Annotated in this window: 25 protein-coding genes; 17 read left to right on the forward strand and 8 right to left on the reverse strand. The window is 73.8% G+C overall.

Annotated features, from left to right (window positions below; translation table 11 throughout):
• Window positions 1-49: 49 nt before the first annotated feature.
• Entirely contained in the window at window positions 50-1,189 is a 1,140-nt protein-coding gene (locus IE180_RS25890) for a WD40/YVTN/BNR-like repeat-containing protein (RefSeq protein WP_190159352.1), read from the forward strand.
• Here IE180_RS25890 and IE180_RS25895 read toward each other — a convergent pair.
• Window positions 1,186-1,485, reverse strand: a complete 300-nt coding sequence (locus IE180_RS25895) for a YciI family protein (RefSeq protein ID WP_190159353.1) — start codon at window positions 1,483-1,485, stop codon at window positions 1,186-1,188. The two genes, IE180_RS25890 and IE180_RS25895, sit on opposite strands and share 4 nt — an antisense overlap.
• Window positions 1,486-1,593: 108 nt before the next feature.
• Here IE180_RS25895 and IE180_RS25900 point away from each other — a divergent pair, with 108 nt between their 5' ends.
• From IE180_RS25900 to IE180_RS25905, 3 genes are all read left to right on the forward strand, one after another.
• Window positions 1,594-2,298 (forward strand): endonuclease V, encoded by a 705-nt coding sequence (locus tag IE180_RS25900; protein ID WP_190159354.1) that lies wholly within the window; start codon window positions 1,594-1,596, stop codon window positions 2,296-2,298.
• 62 nt (window positions 2,299-2,360) lie between these two features.
• A complete protein-coding gene (mmpA, locus tag IE180_RS37585) occupies window positions 2,361-2,480 on the forward strand; it encodes a morphogenic membrane protein MmpA (protein WP_373302822.1) in 120 nt (39 codons plus the stop codon).
• A complete protein-coding gene (locus IE180_RS25905) occupies window positions 2,477-2,845 on the forward strand; it encodes a VOC family protein (protein WP_190159355.1) in 369 nt (122 codons plus the stop codon). Before mmpA ends, IE180_RS25905 begins: the two co-directional genes overlap by 4 nt.
• Window positions 2,846-2,919: 74 nt before the next feature.
• Here IE180_RS25905 and IE180_RS25910 read toward each other — a convergent pair whose 3' ends face one another.
• Complete coding sequence (locus tag IE180_RS25910) at window positions 2,920-4,125, reverse strand: saccharopine dehydrogenase family protein (protein WP_229860874.1); 1,206 nt, start codon at window positions 4,123-4,125, stop codon at window positions 2,920-2,922.
• Between the two features lie 235 nt (window positions 4,126-4,360).
• Between IE180_RS25910 and IE180_RS25915 the strand changes: the two genes are divergently transcribed.
• From IE180_RS25915 to IE180_RS25930, 4 genes are read left to right on the forward strand one after another with little or no spacing between them, the layout of a single operon-like run.
• The gene (locus tag IE180_RS25915) at window positions 4,361-5,509 is read left to right on the forward strand and encodes a CaiB/BaiF CoA transferase family protein (protein ID WP_190159356.1); all 1,149 of its coding nucleotides are present in this window, start codon (window positions 4,361-4,363) and stop codon (window positions 5,507-5,509) included.
• Window positions 5,506-6,657: an acyl-CoA dehydrogenase family protein gene (locus IE180_RS25920; protein ID WP_190159357.1), complete on the forward strand. Its 1,152-nt coding sequence runs from the start codon at window positions 5,506-5,508 to the stop codon at window positions 6,655-6,657. Before IE180_RS25915 ends, IE180_RS25920 begins: the two co-directional genes overlap by 4 nt.
• Before the next feature lie 45 nt (window positions 6,658-6,702).
• Window positions 6,703-7,917 carry an acetyl-CoA C-acetyltransferase gene (locus IE180_RS25925; protein ID WP_190159358.1) on the forward strand — a complete coding sequence of 405 codons (1,215 nt, stop codon included), beginning with the start codon at window positions 6,703-6,705 and terminating at the stop codon, window positions 7,915-7,917.
• Window positions 7,918-7,956: 39 nt separating this feature from the next.
• Window positions 7,957-10,131, forward strand: coding sequence for a 3-hydroxyacyl-CoA dehydrogenase NAD-binding domain-containing protein (locus IE180_RS25930; protein WP_190159359.1), 2,175 nt, complete (start codon window positions 7,957-7,959; stop codon window positions 10,129-10,131).
• Here the strand turns inward: IE180_RS25930 and IE180_RS25935 are convergent.
• The 3 genes from IE180_RS25935 to IE180_RS25945 form a co-directional block, all read right to left on the reverse strand.
• Window positions 10,118-10,852: a MerR family transcriptional regulator gene (locus IE180_RS25935; protein WP_190159360.1), complete on the reverse strand. Its 735-nt coding sequence runs from the start codon at window positions 10,850-10,852 to the stop codon at window positions 10,118-10,120. The two genes, IE180_RS25930 and IE180_RS25935, sit on opposite strands and share 14 nt — an antisense overlap.
• Before the next feature lie 94 nt (window positions 10,853-10,946).
• On the reverse strand, window positions 10,947-11,501 hold the full coding sequence (locus tag IE180_RS25940) for a Clp protease N-terminal domain-containing protein (protein ID WP_190159361.1): 555 nt from the start codon (window positions 11,499-11,501) through the stop codon (window positions 10,947-10,949).
• Window positions 11,501-11,710, reverse strand: a complete 210-nt coding sequence (locus tag IE180_RS25945; RefSeq protein WP_030315760.1) for a helix-turn-helix domain-containing protein — start codon at window positions 11,708-11,710, stop codon at window positions 11,501-11,503. Before IE180_RS25945 ends, IE180_RS25940 begins: the two co-directional genes overlap by 1 nt.
• A gap of 93 nt (window positions 11,711-11,803) precedes the next feature.
• On the opposite strand from IE180_RS25945, the gene IE180_RS25950 reads away from it, so the two are divergent.
• Both IE180_RS25950 and IE180_RS25955 read left to right on the forward strand, forming a co-directional pair.
• Window positions 11,804-12,286: a macro domain-containing protein gene (locus IE180_RS25950; protein ID WP_190159362.1), complete on the forward strand. Its 483-nt coding sequence runs from the start codon at window positions 11,804-11,806 to the stop codon at window positions 12,284-12,286.
• A 99-nt stretch (window positions 12,287-12,385) separates the two neighbouring features.
• Entirely contained in the window at window positions 12,386-12,883 is a 498-nt protein-coding gene (locus tag IE180_RS25955; protein WP_190159363.1) for a hypothetical protein, read from the forward strand.
• A 13-nt stretch (window positions 12,884-12,896) separates the two neighbouring features.
• Here the strand turns inward: IE180_RS25955 and sph are convergent, their stop codons facing one another.
• Window positions 12,897-13,889: a sphingomyelin phosphodiesterase gene (sph, locus tag IE180_RS25960; RefSeq protein ID WP_190159364.1), complete on the reverse strand. Its 993-nt coding sequence runs from the start codon at window positions 13,887-13,889 to the stop codon at window positions 12,897-12,899.
• Between the two features lie 158 nt (window positions 13,890-14,047).
• Here sph and IE180_RS25965 point away from each other — a divergent pair, with 158 nt between their 5' ends.
• Together IE180_RS25965 and IE180_RS25970 are read left to right on the forward strand one after the other, a co-directional pair.
• Complete coding sequence (locus tag IE180_RS25965) at window positions 14,048-14,533, forward strand: F0F1 ATP synthase subunit B family protein (protein WP_190159365.1); 486 nt, start codon at window positions 14,048-14,050, stop codon at window positions 14,531-14,533.
• 98 nt (window positions 14,534-14,631) lie between these two features.
• Window positions 14,632-15,537, forward strand: coding sequence for an oxygenase MpaB family protein (locus tag IE180_RS25970; protein WP_190159366.1), 906 nt, complete (start codon window positions 14,632-14,634; stop codon window positions 15,535-15,537).
• 152 nt (window positions 15,538-15,689) lie between these two features.
• Here IE180_RS25970 and IE180_RS25975 read toward each other — a convergent pair whose 3' ends face one another.
• Entirely contained in the window at window positions 15,690-17,231 is a 1,542-nt protein-coding gene (locus IE180_RS25975) for a M1 family metallopeptidase (RefSeq protein ID WP_190159367.1), read from the reverse strand.
• Window positions 17,232-17,455: 224 nt separating this feature from the next.
• On the opposite strand from IE180_RS25975, the gene IE180_RS25980 reads away from it, so the two are divergent.
• From IE180_RS25980 to IE180_RS25990, 3 genes are all read left to right on the forward strand, one after another.
• A complete protein-coding gene (locus tag IE180_RS25980) occupies window positions 17,456-19,507 on the forward strand; it encodes a Xaa-Pro dipeptidyl-peptidase (RefSeq protein WP_190159368.1) in 2,052 nt (683 codons plus the stop codon).
• Window positions 19,504-20,832 carry a M14 family metallopeptidase gene (locus IE180_RS25985; protein ID WP_190159369.1) on the forward strand — a complete coding sequence of 443 codons (1,329 nt, stop codon included), beginning with the start codon at window positions 19,504-19,506 and terminating at the stop codon, window positions 20,830-20,832. The genes IE180_RS25980 and IE180_RS25985 overlap by 4 nt, the downstream gene beginning before the upstream one ends.
• Window positions 20,833-20,950: 118 nt before the next feature.
• Window positions 20,951-21,253 (forward strand): hypothetical protein, encoded by a 303-nt coding sequence (locus tag IE180_RS25990; RefSeq protein WP_190159370.1) that lies wholly within the window; start codon window positions 20,951-20,953, stop codon window positions 21,251-21,253.
• Window positions 21,254-21,347: 94 nt separating this feature from the next.
• Here IE180_RS25990 and IE180_RS25995 read toward each other — a convergent pair whose 3' ends face one another.
• Window positions 21,348-22,304 carry an NAD(P)/FAD-dependent oxidoreductase gene (locus IE180_RS25995; protein ID WP_190159371.1) on the reverse strand — a complete coding sequence of 319 codons (957 nt, stop codon included), beginning with the start codon at window positions 22,302-22,304 and terminating at the stop codon, window positions 21,348-21,350.
• A 70-nt stretch (window positions 22,305-22,374) separates the two neighbouring features.
• Between IE180_RS25995 and IE180_RS26000 the strand changes: the two genes are divergently transcribed.
• Both IE180_RS26000 and IE180_RS26005 read left to right on the forward strand, forming a co-directional pair.
• Window positions 22,375-22,824 (forward strand): hypothetical protein, encoded by a 450-nt coding sequence (locus IE180_RS26000; protein WP_190159372.1) that lies wholly within the window; start codon window positions 22,375-22,377, stop codon window positions 22,822-22,824.
• Between the two features lie 13 nt (window positions 22,825-22,837).
• Window positions 22,838-24,475 (forward strand): ABC-F family ATP-binding cassette domain-containing protein, encoded by a 1,638-nt coding sequence (locus IE180_RS26005; RefSeq protein ID WP_190159373.1) that lies wholly within the window; start codon window positions 22,838-22,840, stop codon window positions 24,473-24,475.

Here is a 24,475-nt window from a genome sequence, read left to right on the forward strand (position 1 = left end):
AGGACGCACCCTGGACGCGGACCGGCCCCGGGCACTAGCTTCCGGCGCCATGACGTCCATGGGGAAGACGAGACGAACGATGTCGGTGGGGCTGATCGGGGCGGCGCTCGCGCTGACCCTGGCCGCCCCGGCGCGGGCCGGGGAGACCCCCACGGCGGCGGCCGGCTGGCAGTCGACACCGACCGGGACCGACGCCCGCTTCCGGGGGCTCGCCCCGGTCGACCGCCGGACCGCCTGGGCCGCGGGTTCGAAGGGGACGGTGCTGCGCACCACCGACGGCGGCCGGAGCTGGCGAAACGTATCGCCGGCGGGTGCGGGCGGCCTGGAGTTCCGCGACGTCGAGGCCTTCGACGCCCGCCGGGCCGTCGTCCTCGCCATCGGGGAGGGCGAGGCCTCCCGCGTCCTGCGCACCGAGGACGGCGGCGCCACCTGGACCGAGTCCTTCCGGAACACCGACGCGCGGGCCTTCTACGACTGCATGACCTTCTTCGACCACCGGCACGGACTTGCCGTGAGCGACCCGGTCGACGGGAAGTACCGCATCCTCTCCACCCGTGACGGCGGCCGCTCCTGGCAGGTCCTGCCGGACGCCGGGATGCCGGACGCCCTCCCCGGCGAGGCGGGCTTCGCCGCGAGCGGCCAGTGCCTCGTGTCGGCCGGCCCCCGGGACGTGTGGCTCGCGACGGGCGGCGGCGCCACCGCGCGCGTGCTGCACTCCGCCGACCGGGGGCTGACCTGGACCGCCACGGAGACGCCGGTCCCGGCCGGCGACCCGGCCCGCGGCGTCTTCGGACTCGCCTTCCGCGACCGCGCCCACGGCATCGCCGTCGGCGGCGACTACCGCAAGGACCAGCCGTCGCCGCGGGCCGGAGCGGTCAGCGCCGACGGGGGCCGCACCTGGCACGGCTCGGCCACGCCGCCGCCCGCCTACCGCTCCGGCGTCGCCTGGCTCCCGCACGGCGGGGCGGCCGCGCTCGCCGTCGGCCCGACCGGCACCGACCTCAGCACCGACGGCGGCCGCACCTGGCGCACGGTCGACACCGGCTCGTACGACACGGTCGGCTGCACCCCGGACGGCTCCTGCTGGGCCTCCGGCGAGAAGGGCCGCATCGCCCGCCTGACCACGAAGGACCACCTGACCACGAAGGACCACCTGACCACGAAGGACCACCTGACCACCAAGGACTAGGAGGGCAGTTCCTCCCGGTACGCGGCGATCCCGTCGGCCGTCTTGGTCGCGTAGAACTCCGTGATCCGGTACGCGCACACGCCCTCGACGCTGAACGGGTCGGCCGCCGCGATCTTCTCGATCTCCGCGCGGTCGACCCCGGCGGCCAGGATCACCCCGCCGTCCCGGGGGTTCTTCCGTCCCGACGCCAGGAACACGCCGGCGGCGTACTGGGCGTCGAGCCACTCGACGTGCGCGTCGAGCAGCGCGTCCACCCGCTCGACGGGCGCGGTGTAGGTCAATTCGAGTATGAACATGGGCGCCAGGCTACCGGCGCCCCCGGCGACCGTCCGGTCCCCGCACGCCCCGCCGGGCGTGCCGGGCCCGGGTCACCGCGCCCGGTCCCGCCGTAGGGTGGGCCCATCATGACGATCATCGGGATTCCGGCGGGCTGGCCCGCCGACGAGGACACCGCGCGGGACGTGCAGCGGGAGCTGCGGGAGCGGCTCGTGCTCGGGGAGAGCGGGCCGCCGCCGGGGGAGGGGCACGTCACCGGCCTCGACGTGGCCTACGACGACGAGCGCGACCTCGTCGCCGCCGCGGCCGTCGTGCTCGACGCGCGCACCCTCGACGTGGTGGAGGAGGCCACGGCGGTCGGCCGGGTCTCCTTCCCGTACGTCCCCGGGCTCCTCGCCTTCCGTGAGATCCCGACCGTGCTCGCCGCGCTCGACGCCCTGGGCACCGACCCCGGTCTGCTGGTCTGCGACGGCTACGGCCTCGCCCACCCCCGCCGCTTCGGCCTCGCCAGCCACCTCGGGGTGCTCACCGGACGGCCGTCCATCGGCGTGGCCAAGAACCCCTTCACCTTCACGTACGACCCGCCCGGCGGCGTGCGCGGCGACTTCGCCCCGCTCCTCGCCGACGGGGAGGAGGTCGGCAGGGCCCTGCGCACCCGGGCCGGCGTCAAACCCGTCTACGTCTCCGTGGGCCACCGCGTCTCCCTCGACAACGCCTGCGCCCACACCCTGCTCCTCTCCCCCCGCTACCGCGTGCCCGAGACCACCCGGCACGCCGACTCCCTCTGCCGCAGGGCGCTCGAGGAGGCGCGGGGCTCGCTCGGGCCCGTCTGAGTATCCCGGGTGAGTACCCGTACGGATGCCCGTTGTCGGACCCCCACGGCAGAGTGGGGTCCATGACAGCTCGCGTTCCCGCCTCCCGCGGTCTCACCGCCGCCCTCGCCGTCGCCGGGGTCTCCGCCCTCGCCTGGGCCTGCGCCATCCTGTACGTCATCGCGGACTGGACGCTCGGATGATCGGTCGTCTGCGCTGCGTCGTGCTCGACTGCCCCGACGCCCGCGAACTGGCCGCGTTCTACCAGGGGTTGCTGGGCGGCGAGGTCGAATGCCCCGACCCGGCGCTCGCCGTCGGCGAGGGGTCCGCCGTGCTGTGCGACGAGGGCGGCCCGGTGCTCGCCTTCCAGAGCGTGGCCGACCACCGTCCGCCCGTCTGGGGCGCGCCCGAGCAGCAGTTCCACCTGGACGTACGGGTCGGGGACCCGGTCGCCGCCCACACGGCCGTGCTCGGGCTCGGGGCCGTCCCGCTCGACGGGGGCGAGGCGTCCTCCTGGCGCGTCTACGCGGACCCGGCGGGCCACCCCTTCCGCCTCGTCCGCGCCTGACCCGGCGCCAGGAGGCCTGAACCGTCCGGCTCGGACGCGGGGGCGGACGCGATCGGGCCCGGCGGCGACGGGCCTCAGCCCCGGTGCGCCACCCGGAAGCGGATGCCCGCCGCCCGCAGGCGGTCGGTGAGGGCGCCGCCCATCGCCACCGCCGTCGTCACCTGGCCGGCGGTCTTCGGGAGGGGGTCGAAGGCGAGGCAGAGGGCCGCCTCGGCGAGCATCCTCGCCGTCTCGTCGTAGCCCGGGTCGCCGCCCGACACCTCGGTGAAGACCCGCCGCCCGCCGCCCTCCCCGACGAACCGGACCGAGAACCAGCTGCGTGCGCGGCGCTCCGCCGACGGGCCCTGGCCCGACGAGTAACGCCCCATCAGCCAGGAGCGGACCGGCGGCAGTTGGGCGGCGGCGACGCCCGCACCGATGACGGCGGCGCCGCCCAGGGCCATCGGGAGGGTCTTCACGGAGGCGTAGTGCCGGTAGCGGAAGTCCGGTCCGTAGCGTTCGAGGGCGGCGGCCGAGCGGGCCACGACCTGGGGGTCGAGCGTCGGCAGCGGCAGCGCCCAGGTGCCCGTCTCCCGGCTGAACCTCGGTCCGCCGAGGGGCGCGCGGGCCCGGCGGCCCACGAGGCGCGGTTCGTGCAGCCGCCGCTCGTGCGCGGCCCGCAGGATCTCCCGGCCCCGGCCGAACGCGGTCAGCGCCGAGGCGAAGGTGCCGCCGGAGAAGGCTGCCCCCGCCCGGACGAAGCCGTCGACGCGCAGCGGTACGCCCTCCGGGAGCTGCCGGACGGTGAAGTACACGCCCAGGTCGTGCGGGACGGAGTCGAAGCCGCAGGCGTGCACGATCCGGGCGCCGGTCTCCCGGGCGCGCGCGTCGTGCCGTACGAACATGAGGTCCACGAACTCGGCCTCGCCCGTCAGGTCCAGGTAGTCGGTGCCCGCCTCCGCGCAGGCGGCGACCAGTCCCTCCCCGTGCCAGACGTACGGGCCGACCGTGGTCGCCACCACCCGCGCGGACTCGGCGAGTCCGCGCAGCGAGCCGGGGTCGGCGGAGTCGGCGACGACCAGCGGCAGGGCGGCGAGCCGCGGTCGTCCGGCGGCCAGCCGGTCCCGCAGGGCCTCCAGCCTGCCGAGGCTGCGCCCGGCGAGCGCCCAGCGGCAGTCCGCGGGGGCGTGCTCGGCCAGATACTCCGCGGTGAGCTCGCCCACGAAGCCGGTCGCCCCGAAGAGGACCACGTCGTACGGCCTGGTCCCGGTCTCGCGCCCCACGCCCGCCCCTGTCTCCATCAAGCCCTCATCTCGGCCGTGCCGCGCCGCCGCGCGCGGTTGTCGTCGGCGGAGGATAGCGGAACCGGGGGCGGGTCCCCACGCCCGGATCCGGCCCGATCCGGAAGGCGGCCCCCGGACCGCGCGCCTCCGGAATTTCCAAGCGCTTGCTCGGCCCGGGGGCTTGTGCCGAGTGGAACACGTTCCTAGCATCTTCGGTGTTACATCATTGGTGTCACACACTCCTGGGGGCTCGATGAGCACGACGCACACCGCCCGCAACGGCCCGCTCTCGGGCGTGCGCGTGGTCGAACTCGCCGGGATCGGGCCCGGCCCCTTCGCCGCCATGCTCCTCGCCGACCTCGGCGCCGACGTCGTCCGCGTCGACCGCCCCGGCGGCGCCGGGATCGGCATCGACCCCGCCCGTGACCTCACCAACCGCAACAAGCGCTCCGTCCTCGTCGACCTCAAGGCTGAGGACGGCCCCGCCACCGTGCTCGACCTCGTCGAGCGGGCCGACGTCCTCGTCGAGGGCTACCGGCCCGGCGTCGCCGAACGCCTCGGCGTCGGCCCCGAGGCCTGCCTCGCCCGCAACCCGCGCCTCGTCTACGGCCGGATGACCGGCTGGGGCCAGGACGGCCCGCTCGCCCCGACCGCCGGACACGACATCGGGTACATCGCGGTCACCGGCGCCCTCGGCATGTTCGGCCCCGACCCGGACGGCCCGCCCACCATCCCCGCCAACCTCGTCGGCGACTACGCGGGAGGCTCCCTCTACCTCGTCATCGGCGTCCTCGCCGCCCTCCAGCACGCCCGGACGCACGGCGAGGGACAGGTCGTCGACGCCGCCATCGTCGACGGCACCGCGCACCTCACCACCATGATCCACGCCATGCTCGCCGCCGGCGGCTGGCAGGACCGCAGGGGCGTCAACCTCCTCGACGGCGGCTGCCCCTTCTACGGCGTGTACGAGACCTCCGACGGCGGACACATGGCGGTCGGTGCCCTGGAGGAGCGGTTCTACGCCGAGTTCGTCCGCCTCCTCGGAGCCGAGGACGTCGCCGCCGCCCGCCACGACCTCGCCCGCTGGCCCGAACTGCGCGAGGCCGTCGCCGACCGCTTCCGGAGCCGCACCCGCGAGGAGTGGACAGCCGTCTTCGACGGCAGCGACGCCTGCGTCGCCCCCGTGCTCTCCCTCCGTGAGGCACCGGCCCACCCGCACCTCGCGGCCCGCGCCACCTTCACCGAGCGGGACGGCATCCCCCAGCCCGCCCCCGCACCCCGCTTCTCCGTCACCCCCGGCACCCTCCGCACGGGCCCCGCCCTGCCGGGTGCCGACACCGCCGAGGTCGCCCGCGACTGGGCCGTACCCGCCCTGAAGACCCAGGAGTCGAAGACCGCATGAAGCGCACCCTCTACACCGAGGACCACGAGGCCTTCCGGGCCACCGTCCGCACCTTCCTGGAGAAGGAGGTGCTGCCGCACTACGCGCAGTGGGAGAAGGACGGCATCGTCTCCCGCGAGGCCTGGCTCGCCGCGGGCCGGCAGGGCCTCCTCGGGCTCGCGGTCGAGGAGGAGTACGGGGGCGGCGGCAACCCCGACTTCCGGTACGCCTCCGTCCTCGCCGAGGAGTTCACCAGGGCGGCGGCCCCCGGCCTCGCCATCGGCCTCCACAACGACATCATCGGCCCGTACCTCACCAAGCTCGCCACCGACGAGCAGAAGCGGCGCTGGCTGCCCGGCTTCTGCTCCGGCGAGACCATCAGCGCCATCGCGATGACCGAACCCGGCGCCGGCTCCGACCTCCAGGGCATCCGCACCACCGCCGAGGACCACGGCGACCACTGGACGCTCAACGGCTCCAAGACCTTCATCTCCAACGGCATCCTCGCCGACCTGGTGATCGTCGTCGCCCGGACCACGCCCGAGGGCGGCGCGCACGGACTCTCCCTCCTCGTCGTCGAGCGGGGCATGGAGGGCTTCGAGCGCGGCCGCAACCTCGACAAGATCGGCCAGAAGTCCCAGGACACCGCCGAGCTCTTCTTCACCGACGTCCGCGTCCCCAAGGAGAACCTGCTCGGCGAGCTCAACGGCGCCTTCGTGCACCTCATGACCAACCTCGCCCAGGAACGCCTCGCCATCGCCGTCGCCGGCATCGCCGGCGCCGAGCACCTCCTGGAGCTCACGACGCGGTACGTGAAGGAGCGCGAGGCCTTCGGCCGACCGCTCGCCAAGCTCCAGCACGTGCGCTTCGAGATCGCGGAGATGGCCACCGAGTGCGCCGTCACCCGCGCCTTCGTCGACCGCTGCATCGCCGAGCACGCCGACCCGACCGGCCTCGGCCTCGACCCCGTCAACGCCTCCATGGCCAAGTGGTGGGCGACCGAACTCCAGAAGCGGGTCGCCGACCGGTGCCTGCAACTGCACGGAGGATACGGCTACATGAGCGAATTCCCGGTCGCCCGCGCCTTCACCGACGGCCGGATCCAGACCATCTACGGCGGTACGACCGAGATCATGAAGGAGATCATCGGCCGCTCCCTCCTCGGCTGACCCCGTCCCCCACCCCTCGAAGAACCCCCTCGCGAAAGGCTTCCCGTGAGCACCGAAGCGTACGTGTACGACGCGATCCGCACCCCGCGCGGACGCGGCAAGGCCAACGGCTCCCTGCACGGCACCAAGCCCATCGACCTGGTCGTCGGCCTCATCCGGGAGATCCAGGCCCGCAACCCCGGACTCGACCCGGCCGCCATCGACGACATCGTCCTCGGCGTCGTCGGCCCGGTCGGCGACCAGGGCTCCGACATCGCCCGGATCGCCGCCATCGCCGCGGGCCTGCCCGACACCGTCGCCGGCGTCCAGGAGAACCGCTTCTGCGCCTCCGGCCTCGAAGCGGTCAACATGGCCGCCATGAAGGTCCGCTCCGGCTGGGAGGACCTCGTCCTCGCCGGCGGCGTCGAGTCCATGTCCCGGGTGCCGATGGCCTCCGACGGCGGCGCCTGGTTCGCCGACCCGATGACCAACCTGGCGACCAACTTCGTCCCCCAGGGCATCGGCGCCGACCTCATCGCCACCATCGAGGGCTTCTCCCGCCGCGACGTCGACGAGTACGCCGCCCTCTCCCAGGAGCGCGCCGCCGCCGCCGTCAAGGACGGTCGCTTCGCCCGCTCGATCGTCCCCGTCAAGGACCGCGCCGGACTCACCGTCCTCGACCACGACGAGTTCCTGCGCCCCGGCACCACCGCCGACTCCCTCGCCCGCCTGAAGCCCTCCTTCAAGGACATCGGCGAGCTCGGCGGATTCGACGCCGTCGCCCTGCAGAAGTACCACTGGGTCGAGGAGATCGACCACGTCCACCACGCGGGCAACTCCTCCGGCATCGTCGACGGCGCGTCCCTCGTCGCCATCGGCTCCAAGGAGGCCGGCGAGCGGAACGGCCTCGCGCCGCGCGCCCGGATCGTCTCGGCCGCCGTCTCCGGCTCCGAGCCGACCATCATGCTCACCGGCCCCGCCCCGGCCACCCGCAAGGCCCTCGCCAAGGCGGGCCTCACCATCGACGACATCGACCTCGTCGAGATCAACGAGGCCTTCGCGGCCGTCGTCCTGCGCTTCGTCAAGGACATGGGCCTCTCCCTGGACAAGGTCAACGTCAACGGCGGCGCCATCGCGCTCGGCCACCCGCTCGGCGCCACCGGCGCGATGATCCTCGGCACCCTCGTCGACGAACTGGAGCGCCAGGACAAGCGCTACGGCCTCGCCACCCTCTGCGTGGGCGGCGGCATGGGCATCGCCACCGTCGTCGAGCGCGTCTGACCGTCCCGTCCGCACCCCTCTTACGGAGAAGCAGCAGTCATGAGCGAGAGCACCACCATCCGCTGGGAGCAGGACGAGACCGGGATCGTCACCCTCGTCCTCGACGACCCCGACCAGTCCGCCAACACCATGAACCAGGCCTTCCGGGCCTCGGTCAAGGCGATCGCCGACCGCGTGGAGGCCGAGAAGGACTCCATCCGCGGCATCATCTACACCTCCGCGAAGAAGACCTTCTTCGCCGGCGGCGACCTCAAGGACATGATCCAGGCGGGCCCCGAGCACGCCCGGGAGATCTTCGACAGCGCCATCGAGATCAAGAACGCGCTGCGCCGCATCGAGACCCTCGGCAAGCCGGTCGTCGCCGCGATCAACGGCGCCGCGCTCGGCGGCGGCTACGAGATCGCCCTCGCCTCCCACCACCGCGTCGCCCTCGACGCGCCCGGCTCCAAGATCGGCCTGCCCGAGGTCACCCTCGGCCTGCTGCCGGGCGGTGGCGGCGTCGCCCGCACCGTGCGCCTCATGGGCATCACCGACGCCCTCCTCAAGGCGCTGCTCCAGGGCACCCAGTACAACCCGAAGCGCGCCCTGGAGAACGGCCTCGTGCACGAGGTGGCCGCCACCCCCGAGGAGATGATGGCCAAGGCCATCGCCTTCATCGACACCCACCCCGAGTCCCACCAGCCCTGGGACGTCCCCGGCCACCGCATCCCCGGCGGCACCCCGTCGAACCCGAAGTTCGCCGCCAACCTGCCGGCCTTCCCGGCCAACCTGCGCAAGCAGCTGAACGGCGCCCCCTACCCGGCGCCGAAGGCCATCATGGCCGCCGCCGTCGAGGGCTCCCAGGTCGACTTCGAGACCGCCCTGACCATCGAGAGCCGCTACTTCACCGAGCTGGTCACCGGCCAGACGGCGAAGAACATGATCCAGGCGTTCTTCTTCGACCTCCAGGCGGTGAACTCGGGCGCGAGCCGCCCGAAGGACGTGGAGAAGCGGCAGGTCCGCAAGGTCGCCGTCCTCGGCGCCGGCATGATGGGCGCCGGCATCGCGTACTCCTGCGCCCGCGCCGGCATCGAGGTCGTCCTCAAGGACGTCTCCGCCGAGTCCGCCGCCAAGGGCAAGGGCTACTCCGAGAAGCTCTGCGCCAAGGCCGTCTCCCGGGGCCGCACCACCCAGGAGAAGGCCGACGCCCTCCTCGCCCGCATCACGCCCACCGCCGACGCGGCGGACCTGGCCGGCTGCGACGCGGTCATCGAGGCGGTCTTCGAGGACACCGCGCTCAAGCACAAGGTCTTCCAGGAGATCGAGCACGTGGTGGCCCCCGACGCGCTCCTCTGCTCCAACACCTCCACCCTCCCCATCTCGGTCCTCGCCGAGGGCGTCGAGCGCCAGGGCGACTTCATCGGCCTGCACTTCTTCTCGCCCGTCGACAAGATGCCGCTCGTCGAGATCATCAAGGGCGAGCGGACCGGCGACGAGGCGCTGGCCCGCGCCTTCGACCTGGTCCGCCAGATCAACAAGACGCCGATCGTCGTCAACGACTCGCGCGGCTTCTTCACCTCGCGGGTGATCGGCCACTTCATCAACGAGGGCGTCGCCATGGTCGGCGAGGGCATCGAGCCCGCCTCGATCGAGCAGGCCGCCGCCCAGGCCGGCTACCCGGCGAAGGTGCTCTCCCTCATGGACGAGCTGACCCTCACCCTCCCGCGCAAGATCCGCAACGAGACGAAGAAGGCGATCGAGGAGGCGGGCGGCACCTGGGTCACCCACCCCGGCGAGGCCGTCATCGACCGCATGGTCGACGAGTTCGGCCGCCCCGGCCGCAGCGGCGGCGCGGGCTTCTACGAGTACGGCGAGGACGGGAAGCGCGGCAAGCTCTGGCCGGGGCTGCGCGAGCACTTCACCAAGCCGGGGCACGAGATCCCGTTCCGCGACATGCAGGAGCGGATGCTGTTCTCCGAGGCCCTGGACACCGTCCGGCTCCTGGAGGAGGGCGTGCTGACCTCCGTCGCCGACGCCAACATCGGCTCCATCATGGGCATCGGCTTCCCGGCCTGGACCGGCGGCATCCTCCAGTACGTCAACGGTTACGAGGGCGGTGTGGCCGGCTTCGTCGCCCGCGCGCGCGAGCTGGCGGAGACGTACGGCGAGCGCTTCGAGCCCCCGGCCCTGCTGGTGGAGAAGGCGGACCGCGGCGAGACCTTCACGGACGCCTGAACGCGGACCGCAACTCCGCGCTCAGGGACCGCTGAAAGGCCGTGAGGAGGGCCTGGACCACCATCGGCTGCATGTGGGCCGAGAGCGACTTCATCGCGCTCAGGTGGTCCGGGTCCTCCCCGCTCTCCCGGTACGGGCTCCACACCTCGTCCCGGAAGAGCCGGGAGAGCTCCTGGGCGGCCGCGCGCGCGTGCTCCAGGAGCACGGTCCGGGAGGCGAGGATCGTCTCGTGCTCGATGGGCACGTCGAGCAGCTCGACCCCGAGCCGGAGGAGCGCCCCGTCGAGGCGGTACGTGTCGTCCTCGTCGGTCCGGTCGAGCACGCCCATCGCGGCCAGCCGGTCCACGTCCCGCCCGGTCAGCGCCCGCCCGGCCCGCCGCTCCAGCTCGCGCCGGGTGATCGTCTCGGCGGACTCGGGTGCCCACGAGGCCACGAGGGCCCGGTGGATGGCGAGGTCCTGCGCGCTGAGGTCCGGCGGCAACTGCTCCAGGTACCGCTCGATGGCGGCCAGCGTCATGCCCTGCCGCTGGAGCTCCTCGATCAGCGCGAGCCGCGACAGGTGATCGGGCCCGTAATGCCCGACCCGCCGCGCACCGATGACGGGCGGCGGCAGCAGCCCCCGGGTCCCGTAGAACCGCACGGTCCGCACCGTGACCCCGGCCCGCGCGGCCAGCTCGTCCACGGTGTACACGGGCCCTCGCGCGTCGCTCGCCTGCTCCATGGTTCAACAGTATTGCTGTCTCACCACTCGTGTAAAAGACCCCGGGGCCCGTCTTCGCCGCCCGGTGACCCGCCGGACGTCCGGCGGCCGGGGTTCAGAGGGGGGCGGGGGAGGACAGGGCCGTGTCGACGGAGGCGAAGGTGACGCCGTGGTCGGCCAGCGCCTCGGCGACGACGCCGCCGAGGGAGGTGAGGGCCAGGAGGAGGTGTTCGTCGCCGATCTCGCGGTCCTTGCGGGCCAGGGCCACGCGGAGCGACTTCTCCAGGACGGTCTTCGCCTCGCGGGAGAAGGTGGGGCGGCCCGACCACCACCCGGCGTCCTTGCGGTCGCCCGCCAGCGCGCCCGTGCCATGGGTCTCCTCGACGCGCTCGACGATCGCGCCGACGTCGATGCCCAGGCCGGCCAGGGCCTCCGCGTCCGCCCGGGAGAGCCCGGCCCGGCGCCGCGCGTCGGAGAGCGCGGCGAGCAGGGCCGGGCGGTGCTCCGGCGGGCACAGCCGCCCGAGCACCGCCGCCGCGCGCGTGCCCTCGCGGTCGAGCAGGGCGAGCAGGAGGTGCTCCGGGGTGACCACGGTCGCGCCGCCGCGCTCCGCGTGGACGGCCGCGCCCTTCACCGTGGCGCGCGCGGCCTTCGTGAACCGTTCGAACATCACTGCCTCCCGTACTTCTTGTGGACGGCCTGCCGGCTGACTCCCAGCTCGGTCGCGATCTCCTGCCACGACCATCCCTGGTTGCGCGCGCTGCGCACCTGGACGGCCTCCAGCTGTTCCAGCAGTCGCCGCAGGGCGGAGACGGCCCGCAGCCCGACCCGGGGGTCGCGGTCGCCGGCCCGTGCGGCGAGATCGGTCGCATCGGTCATGCTGTCAATGTAGGTTGACAATCGAAAGGGTGTCAACCCTGGTTGACATTTCGGGGTGCCCCCGCTGTCAGTGCCTCTCCCCACGGTGGCCCCATGACCGTGATCACGTACGTACGGGGCGACGCCACCGCACCCCGGGGGAAGGGCACCCGGATCGTCGCCCACGTCTGCAACGACCTGGGCGGCTGGGGCAGGGGCTTCGTACTCGCCGTCTCGCGCCGCCGGCCGGAGCCGGAGGCGGCCTTCCGGGGGTGGCACCGCGAGCGCGCCCGGAACGACTTCGGCCTCGGCGCGGCCCGGTTCGTCCAGGTCGAGCCGCACGTCTGGGTGGCCAACCTGGTGGGACGGCGGGGGATGCGGACGGCCCGGAGCACCGGCGCGCCCGTGCGGTACGAGGCCGTCGACGCCGCCCTCGCGCTGCTCGCGGACAAGGCGGTCGAGCTCGGGGCGTCCGTGCACATGCCGCGCATCGGCTGCGGGCTCGCGGGCGGTTCCTGGGAGGAGGTCGAGCCGCTGGTCCTCCGGCGGCTCGTGGAGCGGGGGGTGCCGGTCAGCGTGTACGACTTCGACGGGTGACGGGTGACGGGTGACGGGACGGGGCGCCGTGGGGGTGTGCGGCCGGACGGGCTAGAGTCGGCGGCTGTTCGAATCGGGGGACCGGAACAGGGGAGTCAGATGTACGCGCAACTCAGGGAGACGGCCGACGAGTTGGCCGGAGTCCTGTGGCGGGAGCACACCGTCTACCGGGAGCGGGGCGGCGGTGTGGTGATCCGGGGCGAACACGTGCGCCGGTGGATCAGCCTCGCCCCGACCGGGGGGAAGGACCGGGCCCTGCTGCGGGCCGGGCGGATCCTGGACGGGGGGACGACCGCCCCGGCCCGTACGGAGGTCGTCGTCGACCTGACGGCCGGGACGGCGGAGCTGGCGACCGTCTGCCGCCGGCTGCTCGCGGAGGTCGCCGCGGCCGCCGGGCCCGCGCCGGGTCCGGGGCCCTCGCGCGCGGGACGGCCCGGGAAGAAGGAGAAGCCGGCGCGGGCGGCCCGTGCCGCCCGCACCGGCCGCCGCCCCCGGGGGGAGCGGCACACGGGCCCCGGTTCCTGGTTCGTCCTGCTCTGCGTCGTCGCGGTGCTCGGCGCCTGGCTGTACAGCCTCTTCGGGCGGTACCCCCACTGAGGCGCCGCCCCGGTCAGAAGCCGGTGACGGGGTAGTGGTCGGAGAGGTTGGTGTAGGTGTACCGCGTGCCCCAGCTGGAGACCGTCCACGGCGCGCTCTGCTCCAGGACCACGTTGTTGGTCCAGCCCGAGGGGCGGGCGTTCCCGGCCCGGTAGAGGACGTGGTCGAGGTCCTCGCGCGGGTCGGTGGGGTAGCGATAGGAGGCGATCGAGTTCAGCTGGGTGTCGAAGGAGTACGGGTGGCCGGTGCGGGCGTCGGCCCCCACCAGGCCCGCGTCCGTGAGCATCGTGCCGTACTCGGGCGTGCGCGAGTCGACGTTCATGTCGCCCGCCACGATGACCTGCTCGTCCGCCGGGATGTTCTTGGCGTCGAGGAACGCGTCGATCGCCTTGAACTGCCGGCTGCGCATCTGCGCCGCCTCGCCGGCCGAGCAGCCCGGGTCGGTCGACTGCGCGTGCGTGCCGACGACGTGGACGAGGCTGCCGTTCACGTTCAGGACGGTGTAGGCGAAGCCCTTGTTCGAGTACCAGTCGGCACCGCAGGCGTCCTTGTAGACGTACTGCTCCTTGCGGACGATCGGCCACTTGCTGAGGATCGTCACCCCGCCGTCCTCGGGCGTGGTCGAGGAGTAGGCACCTCCGGTGGCGTCCCAGCCGGTCTTGCCGCGGCCGACGACGGGGGTCTGGTAGGGGTACTGCCCGGCGGCGTTCGCCTTGAGGGCGTCCGAGGCGGAGTTGTCGAAGGCCTCCTGGAGCACGACGACGTCCTGCCCCTGGAAGAAGGGCGCGGCGGGGATCGCCTGGGCCCGGTGGTCCTGCCCCCAGTTCGGGTACAGGGTCTTGGACATCAGGAACGTGTTGTACGTGAGCACCTTCAGCCGGGGCGCCTCGGTGGGGGCGGCGGTCGCGGCCGGGGCGGCCGTCACCAGGGTGGCGGCGGCGAGCGCGAGTGAAAGGGCGGCGCCGGGGGCGCGGCGGAGCGCGGCGAACGACACGTGAACTCCCATGATTGCGTGGGGGGTTGGACGGGCGCCGCACATACAACCAGCCGTGGTTACCTTCCGGTAGCCTCTGGGTGCCGGGAATCTTGCCGAGCCTGCAAGGTCACGCCAACTCTCGCCCCGCTGTCTGATTTGTCACTTTTTGGAGCAGGTAGAATGCGCGCATGACCCTCGCGAACTCCACTGTCTTCAAGATGGACCTCGGTCCGCTCAACCCCGTCTGGGCCGAGCTCATCCTCGGCCTGGTGTTGTTCGGGCTCACCTTCCTCATCCTGGCGAAGGGCGTCCTTCCGAAGATCAAGCGCACCCTCGACGAGCGCGAGGACGCCATCGACGGCGGCACCGAGCGCGCCGACGACCTGCGCGCCGAGGCCGCCGCGATCCGCGAGCAGTACGAGGCGGAGCTCGCCGAGGCCCGCCACGAGGCCGCGCGCATCCGTTCCCAGGCCACCGAGGAGGGCTCGGCCGCCATCGCCGCCGCCCGCGCCGAGGGCCAGGCCGAGCGCGACGCGATCCTCGCCGCCGGTGCCGCCAAGATCGCCGAGGAGCGCGCCGCCGCCGAGCGCGAGCTCAACGCCGACGTCGACGCCTGGGCCCACGCCCTCGCCGCCCGCATCGTCGGCGAGCCGGTCGGCGCCGACCGCGCCTGACCCCGCACTCCCCCGAAGGGGCCGTCACCAGGGCCGCAGCGCCCGCGTGACGGCCCCTTCGTCATGGGTGCAGTCTGGAAACACGTGAGGAGAAGGCCATGGACCGTGTGAAGCCGCCCGACGACCGGGCGAGGCCGCTCGACCGCGCCCCGGCCGGTCACGACCCCGTGCCGCCGCCCGTCGGCGGAGTGCTGTGGAGCGTCGCGGGGGACGTCCGGGCGCTCCTGATGCTGCCCGCCGCCCTCACCCTGCAGGTCGCCCACCCCGCGATCGGCGCCGGCGTCGACGACCACTCCGTCTTCCGCACCGACCCCTGGGGCCGCGGGGAGAGGTCCCTGCGCTCGCTCCAGCTGTGGATCTACGGGGGCGAGGAGGCCGCCAGGGAAGGCCGCCGGCTCCGGGAGCTGCACCGGACCATCCAGGGCACCGACGCCCACGGCCGCCGCTACCACGCCCTCACCCCGGCCTACTACTCCTGGGTGCACGCGACCGGCTTCCCGATCTACCGGCACGGCCTCCGCCTCCTCGCCCGCCCCCTCACCGAGGCGCAGGAGCGGCAGCTGTACGCCGAGTGGCTCCGGGTCGGCCGGGTCCTCGGCATCCACGACCGGGACATGCCCCGGACGATCGAGGCGTTCTGGCCGTACTACCGGAAGGTCCTCGCCGAGGAGATCGAGGCCACCACCGTCGTACGGGAGCTGCTCGACACCGACGCTCCGGTGCCCGCCCCGGACCGGGGCCCGCTGCCGCTGCGGCTCGCCCTCCGCCTCCTGTGGCCCGTCCTCCGCCGCCCCTTCCTGCGGCTGCGCGCCTTCCTCACCGTCGGTCTGATGCCGCCGGACGCCCGCGAGGCCATCGGCCTGGAGTGGACGGACGCGCAGGAGCGCACCCTGCGCCGGTTCGCCCGCGTCGTCAGGGCCGTGGTCCCCGTCCTGCCCGAGCGCCTGCGCTATCTGCCCCTGGCCCGGAAGGCCCGCGAGGCCGCCCGCCGCGCGACGCGCTGACGGACGGCCTCCCGAAGGCCCCGCGGGCCCCGGACGCGGGCCGCCGAAGCGCACGGTCCGGGCACCGGCCGGCCCGCAGGCCGGGCCGGCCGAAGCCGGCCGGCGGGCGCCCGGACCGTGGGCCCGCCGAAGCCGGCCGACGGGCGCCCGGGTCAGTGCCCGGCGTGGCCCTCGTTCTCGTGGATCGTGTTCGTCTCCGCGATCTTCTTCCACGACTTCGGCTGTACGGGCTTCGCCGGCTTCGCGGCGGAGCGGGCCGACGGCGCCGGCGCGGAGGCGGACGGCCCGGCCGGGGCGGCCGCCGGAGCGGCCGGCTTCGACGGCTGGTAGAGCCAGGTGTCGAAGAGCGCGGCCAGCGGCTCGCCGGAGACGCGCTCCGCGTACCGCACGAAGTCCGCGACGTGTGCGTTGCCGTACGCGTGCTCCTGCGGCCAGCCCTTCAGGATCGCGAAGAAGTCCTCGTCGCCGACCTCGTCGCGCAGCGCCTGGAGCGCCAGCGCGCCCCGGTCGTACACGGCGCCGTGGAACTGGTTCTCGGCACCCGGGTCGCCCGGCTTCACCGTCCAGAACGGGTCGTCGGCCGCCCGCGTGGCGTACACGTAGTCCGCCAGCTCCTGGGCCGTGCCCTCGCCCTCCTTCTCCGACCACAGCCACTGGCTGTAGCGGGCGAAGCCCTCGTTGATCCAGATGTCCTTCCAGTCGGCGACGGACACGCTGTCGCCGTACCACTGGTGCGCCAGCTCGTGGACGACCACCGACACGTTCGATCCGTTGGCGAACTGGCGCGGGCTGTAGAACGGACGGGTCTGCGTCTCCAGGGCGAAACCACTGGTCACGTTCGGCACGTAGCCGCCCAGGGAGTTGAAGGGGTACGGCCCGAAGACCGACTCCAGCCACTCCGCGACCTCGGTCGTGCGCTCGATCGAGGCGCGCGCCGCGCCCGCGTTGTCGCCGAGGTCCTTGCTGTACGCGTTGAGGACGGGCAGTCCGTTCGCCGTCCTGTCCGTCGTGATGTCGAACCTGCCGACGGCGAGCGTCGCCAGGTACGTCGCCTGCGGCTTGTCGGAGCGCCAGTTGAAGCGGGTCCAGCCGAGCCGGGAGGACCGCGACTGCAGCACGCCGTTGCTGATGGCCTGGTGGCCGTCCGGCACGAGCACCGAGACGTCGAAGGTGGCCTTGTCCAGGGGGTGGTCGTTGGACGGGAACCACCAGACGGCCGAGTCCGGCTCCTGCGCGGCGACGCCGCCGTCCGGGGTGCGGGCCCAGGCCGACCAGCCGTCGATCCTGAACTCGGAGGGCTTGCCCGCGTAGCGGACGACCACCGAGACCGCCGTGCCCTTCGCCAGCGGGGACGCCGGGGTGACCTCCAGCTCGTGGGCGCCCGAGGTGGCGAACTTCGCCGGGCGGCCGTTCACCCGGACCTCACTGGCCTTCAGGCCGAGGTCGAGGTCGAAGCGGGACAGGTCCTGCTCGGTGGTGGCCAGGATCGTCGCCGTGCCCTCCAGGAGGTCCGTCGCCGGCTGGTACTTCAGGCGCAGGTCGTAGTGGGAGACGTCGTAGCCGCCGTTGCCGCTGGCGGGGTAGTAGGAGTCGCCGATGCCCGGGGCGCCCGGGGTGAAGGAGGCCGCCGATGCCGGGATCGCCAGCAGCAGGGAGCCCGCGAGGGTGCTCGGAACGATGATTCTGCGGTGCACAGGTGCTCCCCAAGTCATAAGAAACGTAAGACGCACGGGTGGTCGTCGGTCCTTGGTTCGGACCCTATTCAGCCTTTCGACGCACCGTCACGCCCAGAGGACCCCCCGTCACACGATCGCCATTCGGCCGACACGAACCCGTCCGTCACCGGAATGACCCCGGATCCCCCTGATTCCCTCCGGCACTCTTTTGCCCGGGAGTCGACCGGGGTACGTTCCGGCGCATGCCGATGCGAAAGCGGAGAACCCGCGGAGCCCGACTGACGTACGGAACCCTCGTTTCCGCGGCCACGGCCGCCCTGTTCGCGACCCTGGTCACCCCCGCCGGCGCCCGGCCGGAACCGGTGTCGTCCTTCCCGCGCGAGTCCCGGCCCGTCCACTCGTACGCCGACGCCGTCCGCGAGTCCGTCTGGGTCGACACCGGCCTCGACGGTGACGGCGACGGGCGCGCCGACCGGGTCGCCGTCGACATCGTGCGTCCCCGCGAGCCCGCGGCGGCCGGCCGGAAGGTCCCGGTCATCATGGACGCCAGCCCGTACTACTCCTGCTGCGGACGCGGCAACGAGGGCCAGAAGAAGACCTACGACGCCGACGGCAACCCCGTCCAGCTCCCGCTCTTCTACGACAACTACTTCGTCCCCCGGGGCTACGCCTTCGTCGCCGTCGACCTCGCCGGCACCAACCGCTCCGACGGCTGCGACGACGTCGGCGGACGCTCCGACGTCCAGTCCGCGAAGGCCGTCGTCGACTGGCTGAACGGCCGCGCCCGCGGCTACACCTCCCGCACCGGCGGAACCCCGGCCCGCGCCACCGCCTGGAGCACCGGGAACGTCGGCATGATCGGCAAGAGCTGGGACGGCACCATCGCCAACGGCGTGGCCGCCACCGGCGTGGAAGGGCTGAAAACGATCGTTCCGATCGCCGCGATCTCCTCCTGGTACGACTACTTCCACTCGCAGGGCGCCCCGCTCTACGACGCCAACCCGAGCTGGCTCTCCGAGTACGTGAACAGCCCCGAGGCGCAGGGCCGCTGCGGCGCCGTCCAGGACCGGGTCACCGCGGGCACGCCCTACAGCGGCGACTGGACCCCGGCCTGGACCGAACGCGACTACGTGAAGGACGCCGGCAAGGTCAGGGCCAGCGTCTTCGTCGTCCACGGACAGCAGGACCTCAACGTCCGCGCCGGCCAGTTCGGCCGGTGGTGGGACGCGCTCGCCGCCCACGGCGTCGAGCGGAAGATCTGGCTCTCCCAGACCGGCCACGTCGACCCCTTCGACTTCCGGCGCGCCGACTGGGTCCGCACCCTGCACCGCTGGTTCGACCACTACCTCCTCGGCTACGACAACGGCGTCGACCGCGAGCCCGTCGCGGACGTCGAGCGCGCCCCGGACGTCTGGGCCACCGACCGGCAGTGGCCGGCGCGCGCCGCGACGACCACCACCCTGCGCCCCGCCCCCGGCCCCGCCTCCGGCCCGGGCGTCCTCGGCCGCGCGGCCGCCGCCCCCGGCTCCACCGCGACCTTCACCGACGACCCGCACCTGGGCGAGCTGGACTGGGCCGCCCGGATCGACGGCGCGACCCCCGAGAAGGCCGGGTTCGTCACCCGCCCGCTCTCCCGGGACCTGCGGATCTCCGGCTCCTCGAAGGTGACGGTCACCGCGGCCCCGACCACCTCCACCGCCCACCTCTCCGCCGTCCTCGTCGACCTCGGCCCCGACACCATCCGGGACTACGCGGCGGACGGCGAGGGCATCACCACCCTCACCGACCGCACCTGCTGGGGCGCGAGCACACCGGGAGACAGCGCCTGCTTCAAGGAGACCGCGGCCCGTACGGCGGACGTGGCGTACACGGTCGTCAGCCGGGGATGGGCCGACCTCGGGACCTGGGCCGACCCGCGCCGGGAGCGCCCGCTGACCCCCGGGAGGGCGTACACCCTCACCCTGGACCTCGCCCCGACCGACCACGTCGTCCCGGCCGGCCACCGGCTCGCCCTGATCGTCGGCGGCACCGACAAGGACCTCCTCGATCCTCCGTCGACCACCCCGGCCCTCACCCTCGACCTCGCCCGCACCTGGGCGAAGCTGCCCCTCGTCGGCGGCGCCGGGGCGTTCGACCGGGCGACGACGGGAGCGGCCCCGGCCGTGCCCCCGCTCACGGCGGCGCCGTCCCCGAGCGGTCCCGTCCCGCCGGCCGCCGTCACCGGACCGCGCCTGCCCGGCCCGGGAGCCGTCGCCGGCCCGGGAGCGGTCGCCGGCCCGGGAGGCGCCCGATGAACCGCCGTCACTCGAACTCCCTGATCAGGAAACGGAGTTCGCGCCGGTCGCTCGCCCTCGTGGCGGGGGCCGCCGTCCTCGCCCTGCCGCTCGTCACCGTCCCCGCCAAGGCGGCGGACAGCGCGCCCGCGAAGGCGCTGCCGCGCACCGGCTTCGAGGAGAGCCGGGGCGCCCGGTGGACGACCGAGGCCGAGGAGGGCGCGTTCCTCGCGGCGGTCGACCGGGGGAGCGACCGGGTGTCGTTGCGGGAGATCGGCACCACCGGCCAGGGGCGCCCGCTGCGGCTCGCCACCGTCGGCGCGGACCGCGCGGGCACCACCGTGCTGCTCGTCTGCAGTCAGCACGGCGACGAGCCGGCGGGCAGGGAGACCTGTCTGAGCACGGTGCGCGACCTCGCGTACGCCCAGGACCCGCAGACCCGGCGGTTCCTCGCCCGCACCACCCTCCTCGTCGTCCCCACCGCCAACCCCGACGGCCGGGAGGCCGACACCCGGGGCAACGGCGACGGGGTCGACGTCAACCGCGATCACCTCGCCCTGCGGACCGCCGAGGCGCGCGCGATCGCCGCCGTCGTCCGCGACCGGAAGCCCGCCCTCGTGTACGACCTCCACGAGTACGGCGCCACCCCCCGCTACTACGACAAGGACCTGCTCGCCCTCTGGCCCCGCAGCCTCGACGCCGACCCGCACGTCCACGACGAGTCCCGGACGCTCTCGGAGTCCTACGTCCGGCCCGCCGCCGGGACCGCCGGCTACACCAGCGGCATCTACGGCATCTGGACCGACCCCCTCACCGGGGAACCGGTCAAGCAGGTCGCCGGTGACGGCCAGGAGCGCATCCTGCGCAACACGGCCGGCGTCAAGCACTCCGCCGGGCTGCTCGTCGAGACCCGGGTGGACGCCCTCGACCAGGCGGAGAAGGACGATCCGGCCCTCAACCGCCGGCGTCGCGTCGCCACCCAGCACGCCGCCCTGAAGGGAGCCTTCGCCTACCTCGACGAGCGGCGCGGGCCCCTCGCGGCGGCCACCGCCCTCGCCCGGCGCACCGGCTTCGCCGACCGGGGTCCGGTCTACCTCGGCGGCGCCGACAACGACCCGGCCGAGCCGGGGGAGATCCTCGCCGACCCGCCCTGCGGCTACCGCCTGGACGCCGCCCGGTACGCCGAGGCCGGCGACGAACTCGCCCTGCACGGCGTGACCGTACGGGCGGAGGGCGCCGGGGCGTTCGTGCCGCTGCGCCAGTCGCAGCGCGCGCTCGTCCCGCTGCTGCTGGACGCGCGGTCCGCCTATCACCTCGTCAGTGGGAGTCCTGTGGAGGAGTGTTGACGATCGGCCGCCTCCGGCCCGGCGCGGCGCGTTCCCGATGTTTGCCGAGGTAAAGTTACCCGTCGGTACTGACCATGCCTCGAACAGGGCCGCTCGGCCCTGAAGTTGGAGAAGCACCATGCGCCACACCAAGCCCGCGCGCCGGACGCTCACGGCTCTGCTCGCCACCACGCTGCTCGCCGGGGGCGTGCTGCTCGGCCAGACGGCGACCGCCGGACCGGCCGCCGCCAAGCCCATCACCTGCGACATCAACAAGCTGCGCGCGGACGCCCGCAAGGAGCGCGACCGGGGCAACCAGCTCAAGCGCCTCGGCGCCAGGGAGGAGGCCCGCAGGGCCTTCGCCCGCGCCGACGCCCTGGAGCACCGGGCCCGGCAGTGCAGCGACGCGGACCGGAACAACAAGCCGCCGCTCTGGAAGTAGCAAGCAGTACGTCACGCGGGGCGGTCGCCATCCGGAAGGAGGCGACCGCCCCGCGGCCGTTCCCGCCCCTTCCGGCCGGGCGGGAGGGCCGTCCTCAGCCGACCGCCAGCTCCGCCGCCCGCTCGGCGCAGCCCCAGGCCACCGTCACTCCCGCACCGCCGTGGCCGTAGTGGTGGACGAGCCGCCCGCCGCCCGGCAGCGGCACCGCCTCGATCCGCACCCCGCCCACCCGCGCGGGCCGCAGCCCCACCCGGTGCCCGAGGACCCGGGCCTCCGCGATCTCCGGCCGCACCCGCGCGCACCGCGCCACGATCGCCGCCGCCGTCGCCGGATCCGGGGCGAGCCGTTCGTCGCCCTCCTCCGCCGTCCCGCCCAGCACCAGCCGGTCGGGATGGGGGAAGTAGTACGTGGTCTCGCCCGCCGACTCGTCCGCCGCCGTGAACCACTCCTCGATCCCCGGGTTCTCCACCAGGACCAACTGCCCCCGCACCGGCCGCATCCCGGGGTCCGGTACGAGCTCCCGCGCCGCGAGCCCCGCGCAGTCGACCACCACCGGGGCCAGCGCCGCCGCCTCCTCGAAGCCGGTGACCCCGCGCTCCTCGAAGACGCCGCCCATCGCTTCGAACCGGCTGCGCAGGAAGGCCAGGTGGACCGGCATGTCGATCAGCGGAAGCCGCGCCCCGAGCCCCGTCCGGTACGGCCCCGGCACCTCGTCGGGCTCCAACTGCCGCAACCCCCCGACCTCCTCCGCCCAGGGGCCGAGCCCGCCGAGGGCCACGCCCGCGTGGACCCCGGACACCCGGCGGACCCCGCTGCGCTCCGGATCGGCGGCCATTTCCTCGTACACCCGCAGGGAGGCCAGCGCCCAGGTCCCGGCCTCGGCCGCCGGCTCGATCCGGTACGGCCACCACAGGGCGCCCGCCACCGCCGAGGTCGTCCTCGTCACGGCGTCCCGGGACCGGATCAGCACCCGCAGCCCGCGCTCCGCCAGCCTCGTCGCCGTCGCCAGACCGACGACCCCGCCTCCCACCACGATCACGTCGCTCCTCATGGCCCGGACCGTACCGGGACCGGGACATTTCCGGGACGAGGCGGCCACGGAAGGACGGAAGACTCGAGTCATGCCGGTCCCGTACACGTCCTTCGACCTCGCCCCCGCCGCCCCGTCGGGCGGCGACCCCCACCACCACGACTTCCTCGTCGACGGCAGGCCGCTGCTCCACCGGCTCGACGAGACCGACGGTCACGACGTCGTCTCGCCCCTCGCGGCGGACCTCCCGCCCACCGTCCGCCCCGAGCACGCCCACCGCCTCCTCCCGGCCGACGGAACCCGCCAGGTGATCCACTCCTGCCCCGACTGCGAGGACCCCGGCTGCGGCGCGGTCACGGCCGTCGTCGCCCGCGAGGGCGGGGACGTCGTCTGGCGCGACTTCGCCTGGCAGACCGGCACCGCCGCCGACCCCGTGCGCGAGGGCTACCCCGGCGTCGGGCCGTACCGCTTCCACGGCGCGACCTACCGGTCCGTACTGCTCCGGCTCCTCGAATCCTCGGCGTGTCGCCGCGTCGCCTAGGATTCGTTCCCTGATGACTGCAACCCTCGTCGCCAAGGACCTCGCCGCCGGCCACGGCGAACGCACCCTCTTCGCCGGGCTCGACCTCGTCGTCGCCCCCGGTGACGTCATCGGCCTCGTCGGCGTCAACGGCGCCGGCAAGTCGACCCTGCTGCGGCTGCTCGCCGGGCTCGACACCCCCGAGGAGGGCGAGCTGCGGCTCTCCCCGCCCACCGCCGCCGTCGGCCACCTCCCGCAGGAGCCCGAGCGGCGCGCGGGGGAGAGCGTGCGGGAGTTCCTCGCCCGCCGCACCGGCGTCGCCGCCGCCCAGGCCGCCATGGACGAGGCCACCCAGGGCCTCGTCGACGGCACGCCCGGCGCGGACGACGCGTACGCCCTCACCCTGGAGCGCTGGCTGAACCTCGGCGGCGCCGACCTCGACGAGCGCGCCGAGGAGGTCGCCGACTCCCTCGGCCTCACCGTCGGCCTCGACCAGCCGATGACCGCCCTCTCCGGCGGCCAGGCCGCCCGCGCCGGCCTCGCCTCGCTGCTGCTCTCCCGCTATGACGTCTTCCTGCTCGACGAGCCCACCAACGACCTCGACCTCGAAGGCCTGGAGCGCCTGGAGTCCTTCGTGAAGGGGCTGCGCGCCGGGACCGTCGTCGTCAGCCACGACCGCGAGTTCCTCACCCGCACCGTCACCAAGGTCCTCGAACTCGACCTCGCCCAGCAGCAGATCACCCTGTACGGCGGCGGCTACGAGGCGTACCTGGAGGAGCGGGACACCGCCCGGCGCCACGCGCGCGAGGAGTACGAGGAGTACGCCGACAAGAAGGCGGCCCTCGAAGGGCGCGCCCTCATGCAGCGCAACTGGATGGACAAGGGCGTCCGCAACGCCCGCCGCAAGGCCTCCGACAACGACAAGATCGGCCGGAAGCTGCGCGGCGAGGCCAGCGAGAAGCAGGCCGCGAAGGCCCGGCAGACCCAGCGCATGATCGAGCGCCTCGACGCGGTCGACGAGCCCCGCAAGGAGTGGGAGCTGCGCATGGAGATCGCCGCCGCGCCCCGCTCCGGCTCGGTCGTCGCGACCCTGCGCGAGGCCGAGGTCCGCCGCGGGGACTTCGCCTTCGGCCCCGTCACCCTCCAGATCGACTGGGCCGACCGGGTCGCCGTCACCGGCGCCAACGGCGCCGGGAAGTCGACCCTGCTCGCCGCCCTCCTCGGCCGTCTTCCGCTGGACTCCGGCGACGCGGTCCTCGGCTCGGGCGTCGTCGTCGGCGAGGTCGACCAGGCCCGGAAGCTCTTCCACGGCACGGAGACGCTCCTGGAGGCCTTCTGCGCGGCCGTGCCCGACACCGAGCCCGCCGAGGTCCGCACCCTGCTCGCCAAGTTCGGCCTCAAGGCCGTCCACGTGCTGCGGCCCGCCACCACGCTCTCCCCGGGCGAGCGGACGCGCGCCGCGCTCGCCCTGCTCCAGGGCCGGGGCGTGAACCTGCTCGTCCTCGACGAGCCGACCAACCACCTGGACCTGCCGGCCATCGAGCAGCTGGAGTCCGCCCTCGACTCGTACACCGGCACGCTGCTGCTCGTCACCCACGACCGGCGCATGCTCGACGCGGTCCGCACCACCCGCCGCGTCGAGGTCGCCGACGGCAAGGTGACCGAACTCTGA

Origin of the sequence: Streptomyces litmocidini, from assembly GCF_014649755.1 — a bacterium.
GTDB lineage: Bacteria > Actinomycetota > Actinomycetes > Streptomycetales > Streptomycetaceae > Streptomyces > Streptomyces litmocidini.

What these genes read in the sequence shown, in the direction of transcription:
- IE180_RS25890 (WP_190159352.1), top strand. Translation starts at nt 50, where the DNA reads ATGACGTCCATGGGGAAGACGAGACGAACGATGTCGGTGGGGCTGATC.
- IE180_RS25895 (WP_190159353.1), bottom strand. Translation starts at nt 1,485, where the DNA reads ATGTTCATACTCGAATTGACCTACACCGCGCCCGTCGAGCGGGTGGAC.
- IE180_RS25900 (WP_190159354.1), top strand. Translation starts at nt 1,594, where the DNA reads ATGACGATCATCGGGATTCCGGCGGGCTGGCCCGCCGACGAGGACACC.
- mmpA (WP_373302822.1), top strand. Translation starts at nt 2,361, where the DNA reads ATGACAGCTCGCGTTCCCGCCTCCCGCGGTCTCACCGCCGCCCTCGCC.
- IE180_RS25905 (WP_190159355.1), top strand. Translation starts at nt 2,477, where the DNA reads ATGATCGGTCGTCTGCGCTGCGTCGTGCTCGACTGCCCCGACGCCCGC.
- IE180_RS25910 (WP_229860874.1), bottom strand. Translation starts at nt 4,125, where the DNA reads ATGGAGACAGGGGCGGGCGTGGGGCGCGAGACCGGGACCAGGCCGTAC.
- IE180_RS25915 (WP_190159356.1), top strand. Translation starts at nt 4,361, where the DNA reads ATGAGCACGACGCACACCGCCCGCAACGGCCCGCTCTCGGGCGTGCGC.
- IE180_RS25920 (WP_190159357.1), top strand. Translation starts at nt 5,506, where the DNA reads ATGAAGCGCACCCTCTACACCGAGGACCACGAGGCCTTCCGGGCCACC.
- IE180_RS25930 (WP_190159359.1), top strand. Translation starts at nt 7,957, where the DNA reads ATGAGCGAGAGCACCACCATCCGCTGGGAGCAGGACGAGACCGGGATC.
- IE180_RS25935 (WP_190159360.1), bottom strand. Translation starts at nt 10,852, where the DNA reads ATGGAGCAGGCGAGCGACGCGCGAGGGCCCGTGTACACCGTGGACGAG.
- IE180_RS25940 (WP_190159361.1), bottom strand. Translation starts at nt 11,501, where the DNA reads ATGTTCGAACGGTTCACGAAGGCCGCGCGCGCCACGGTGAAGGGCGCG.
- IE180_RS25945 (WP_030315760.1), bottom strand. Translation starts at nt 11,710, where the DNA reads ATGACCGATGCGACCGATCTCGCCGCACGGGCCGGCGACCGCGACCCC.
- IE180_RS25950 (WP_190159362.1), top strand. Translation starts at nt 11,804, where the DNA reads ATGACCGTGATCACGTACGTACGGGGCGACGCCACCGCACCCCGGGGG.
- IE180_RS25955 (WP_190159363.1), top strand. Translation starts at nt 12,386, where the DNA reads ATGTACGCGCAACTCAGGGAGACGGCCGACGAGTTGGCCGGAGTCCTG.
- sph (WP_190159364.1), bottom strand. Translation starts at nt 13,889, where the DNA reads ATGGGAGTTCACGTGTCGTTCGCCGCGCTCCGCCGCGCCCCCGGCGCC.
- IE180_RS25965 (WP_190159365.1), top strand. Translation starts at nt 14,048, where the DNA reads ATGACCCTCGCGAACTCCACTGTCTTCAAGATGGACCTCGGTCCGCTC.
- IE180_RS25970 (WP_190159366.1), top strand. Translation starts at nt 14,632, where the DNA reads ATGGACCGTGTGAAGCCGCCCGACGACCGGGCGAGGCCGCTCGACCGC.
- IE180_RS25980 (WP_190159368.1), top strand. Translation starts at nt 17,456, where the DNA reads ATGCCGATGCGAAAGCGGAGAACCCGCGGAGCCCGACTGACGTACGGA.
- IE180_RS25985 (WP_190159369.1), top strand. Translation starts at nt 19,504, where the DNA reads ATGAACCGCCGTCACTCGAACTCCCTGATCAGGAAACGGAGTTCGCGC.
- IE180_RS25990 (WP_190159370.1), top strand. Translation starts at nt 20,951, where the DNA reads ATGCGCCACACCAAGCCCGCGCGCCGGACGCTCACGGCTCTGCTCGCC.
- IE180_RS25995 (WP_190159371.1), bottom strand. Translation starts at nt 22,304, where the DNA reads ATGAGGAGCGACGTGATCGTGGTGGGAGGCGGGGTCGTCGGTCTGGCG.
- IE180_RS26000 (WP_190159372.1), top strand. Translation starts at nt 22,375, where the DNA reads ATGCCGGTCCCGTACACGTCCTTCGACCTCGCCCCCGCCGCCCCGTCG.
- IE180_RS26005 (WP_190159373.1), top strand. Translation starts at nt 22,838, where the DNA reads ATGACTGCAACCCTCGTCGCCAAGGACCTCGCCGCCGGCCACGGCGAA.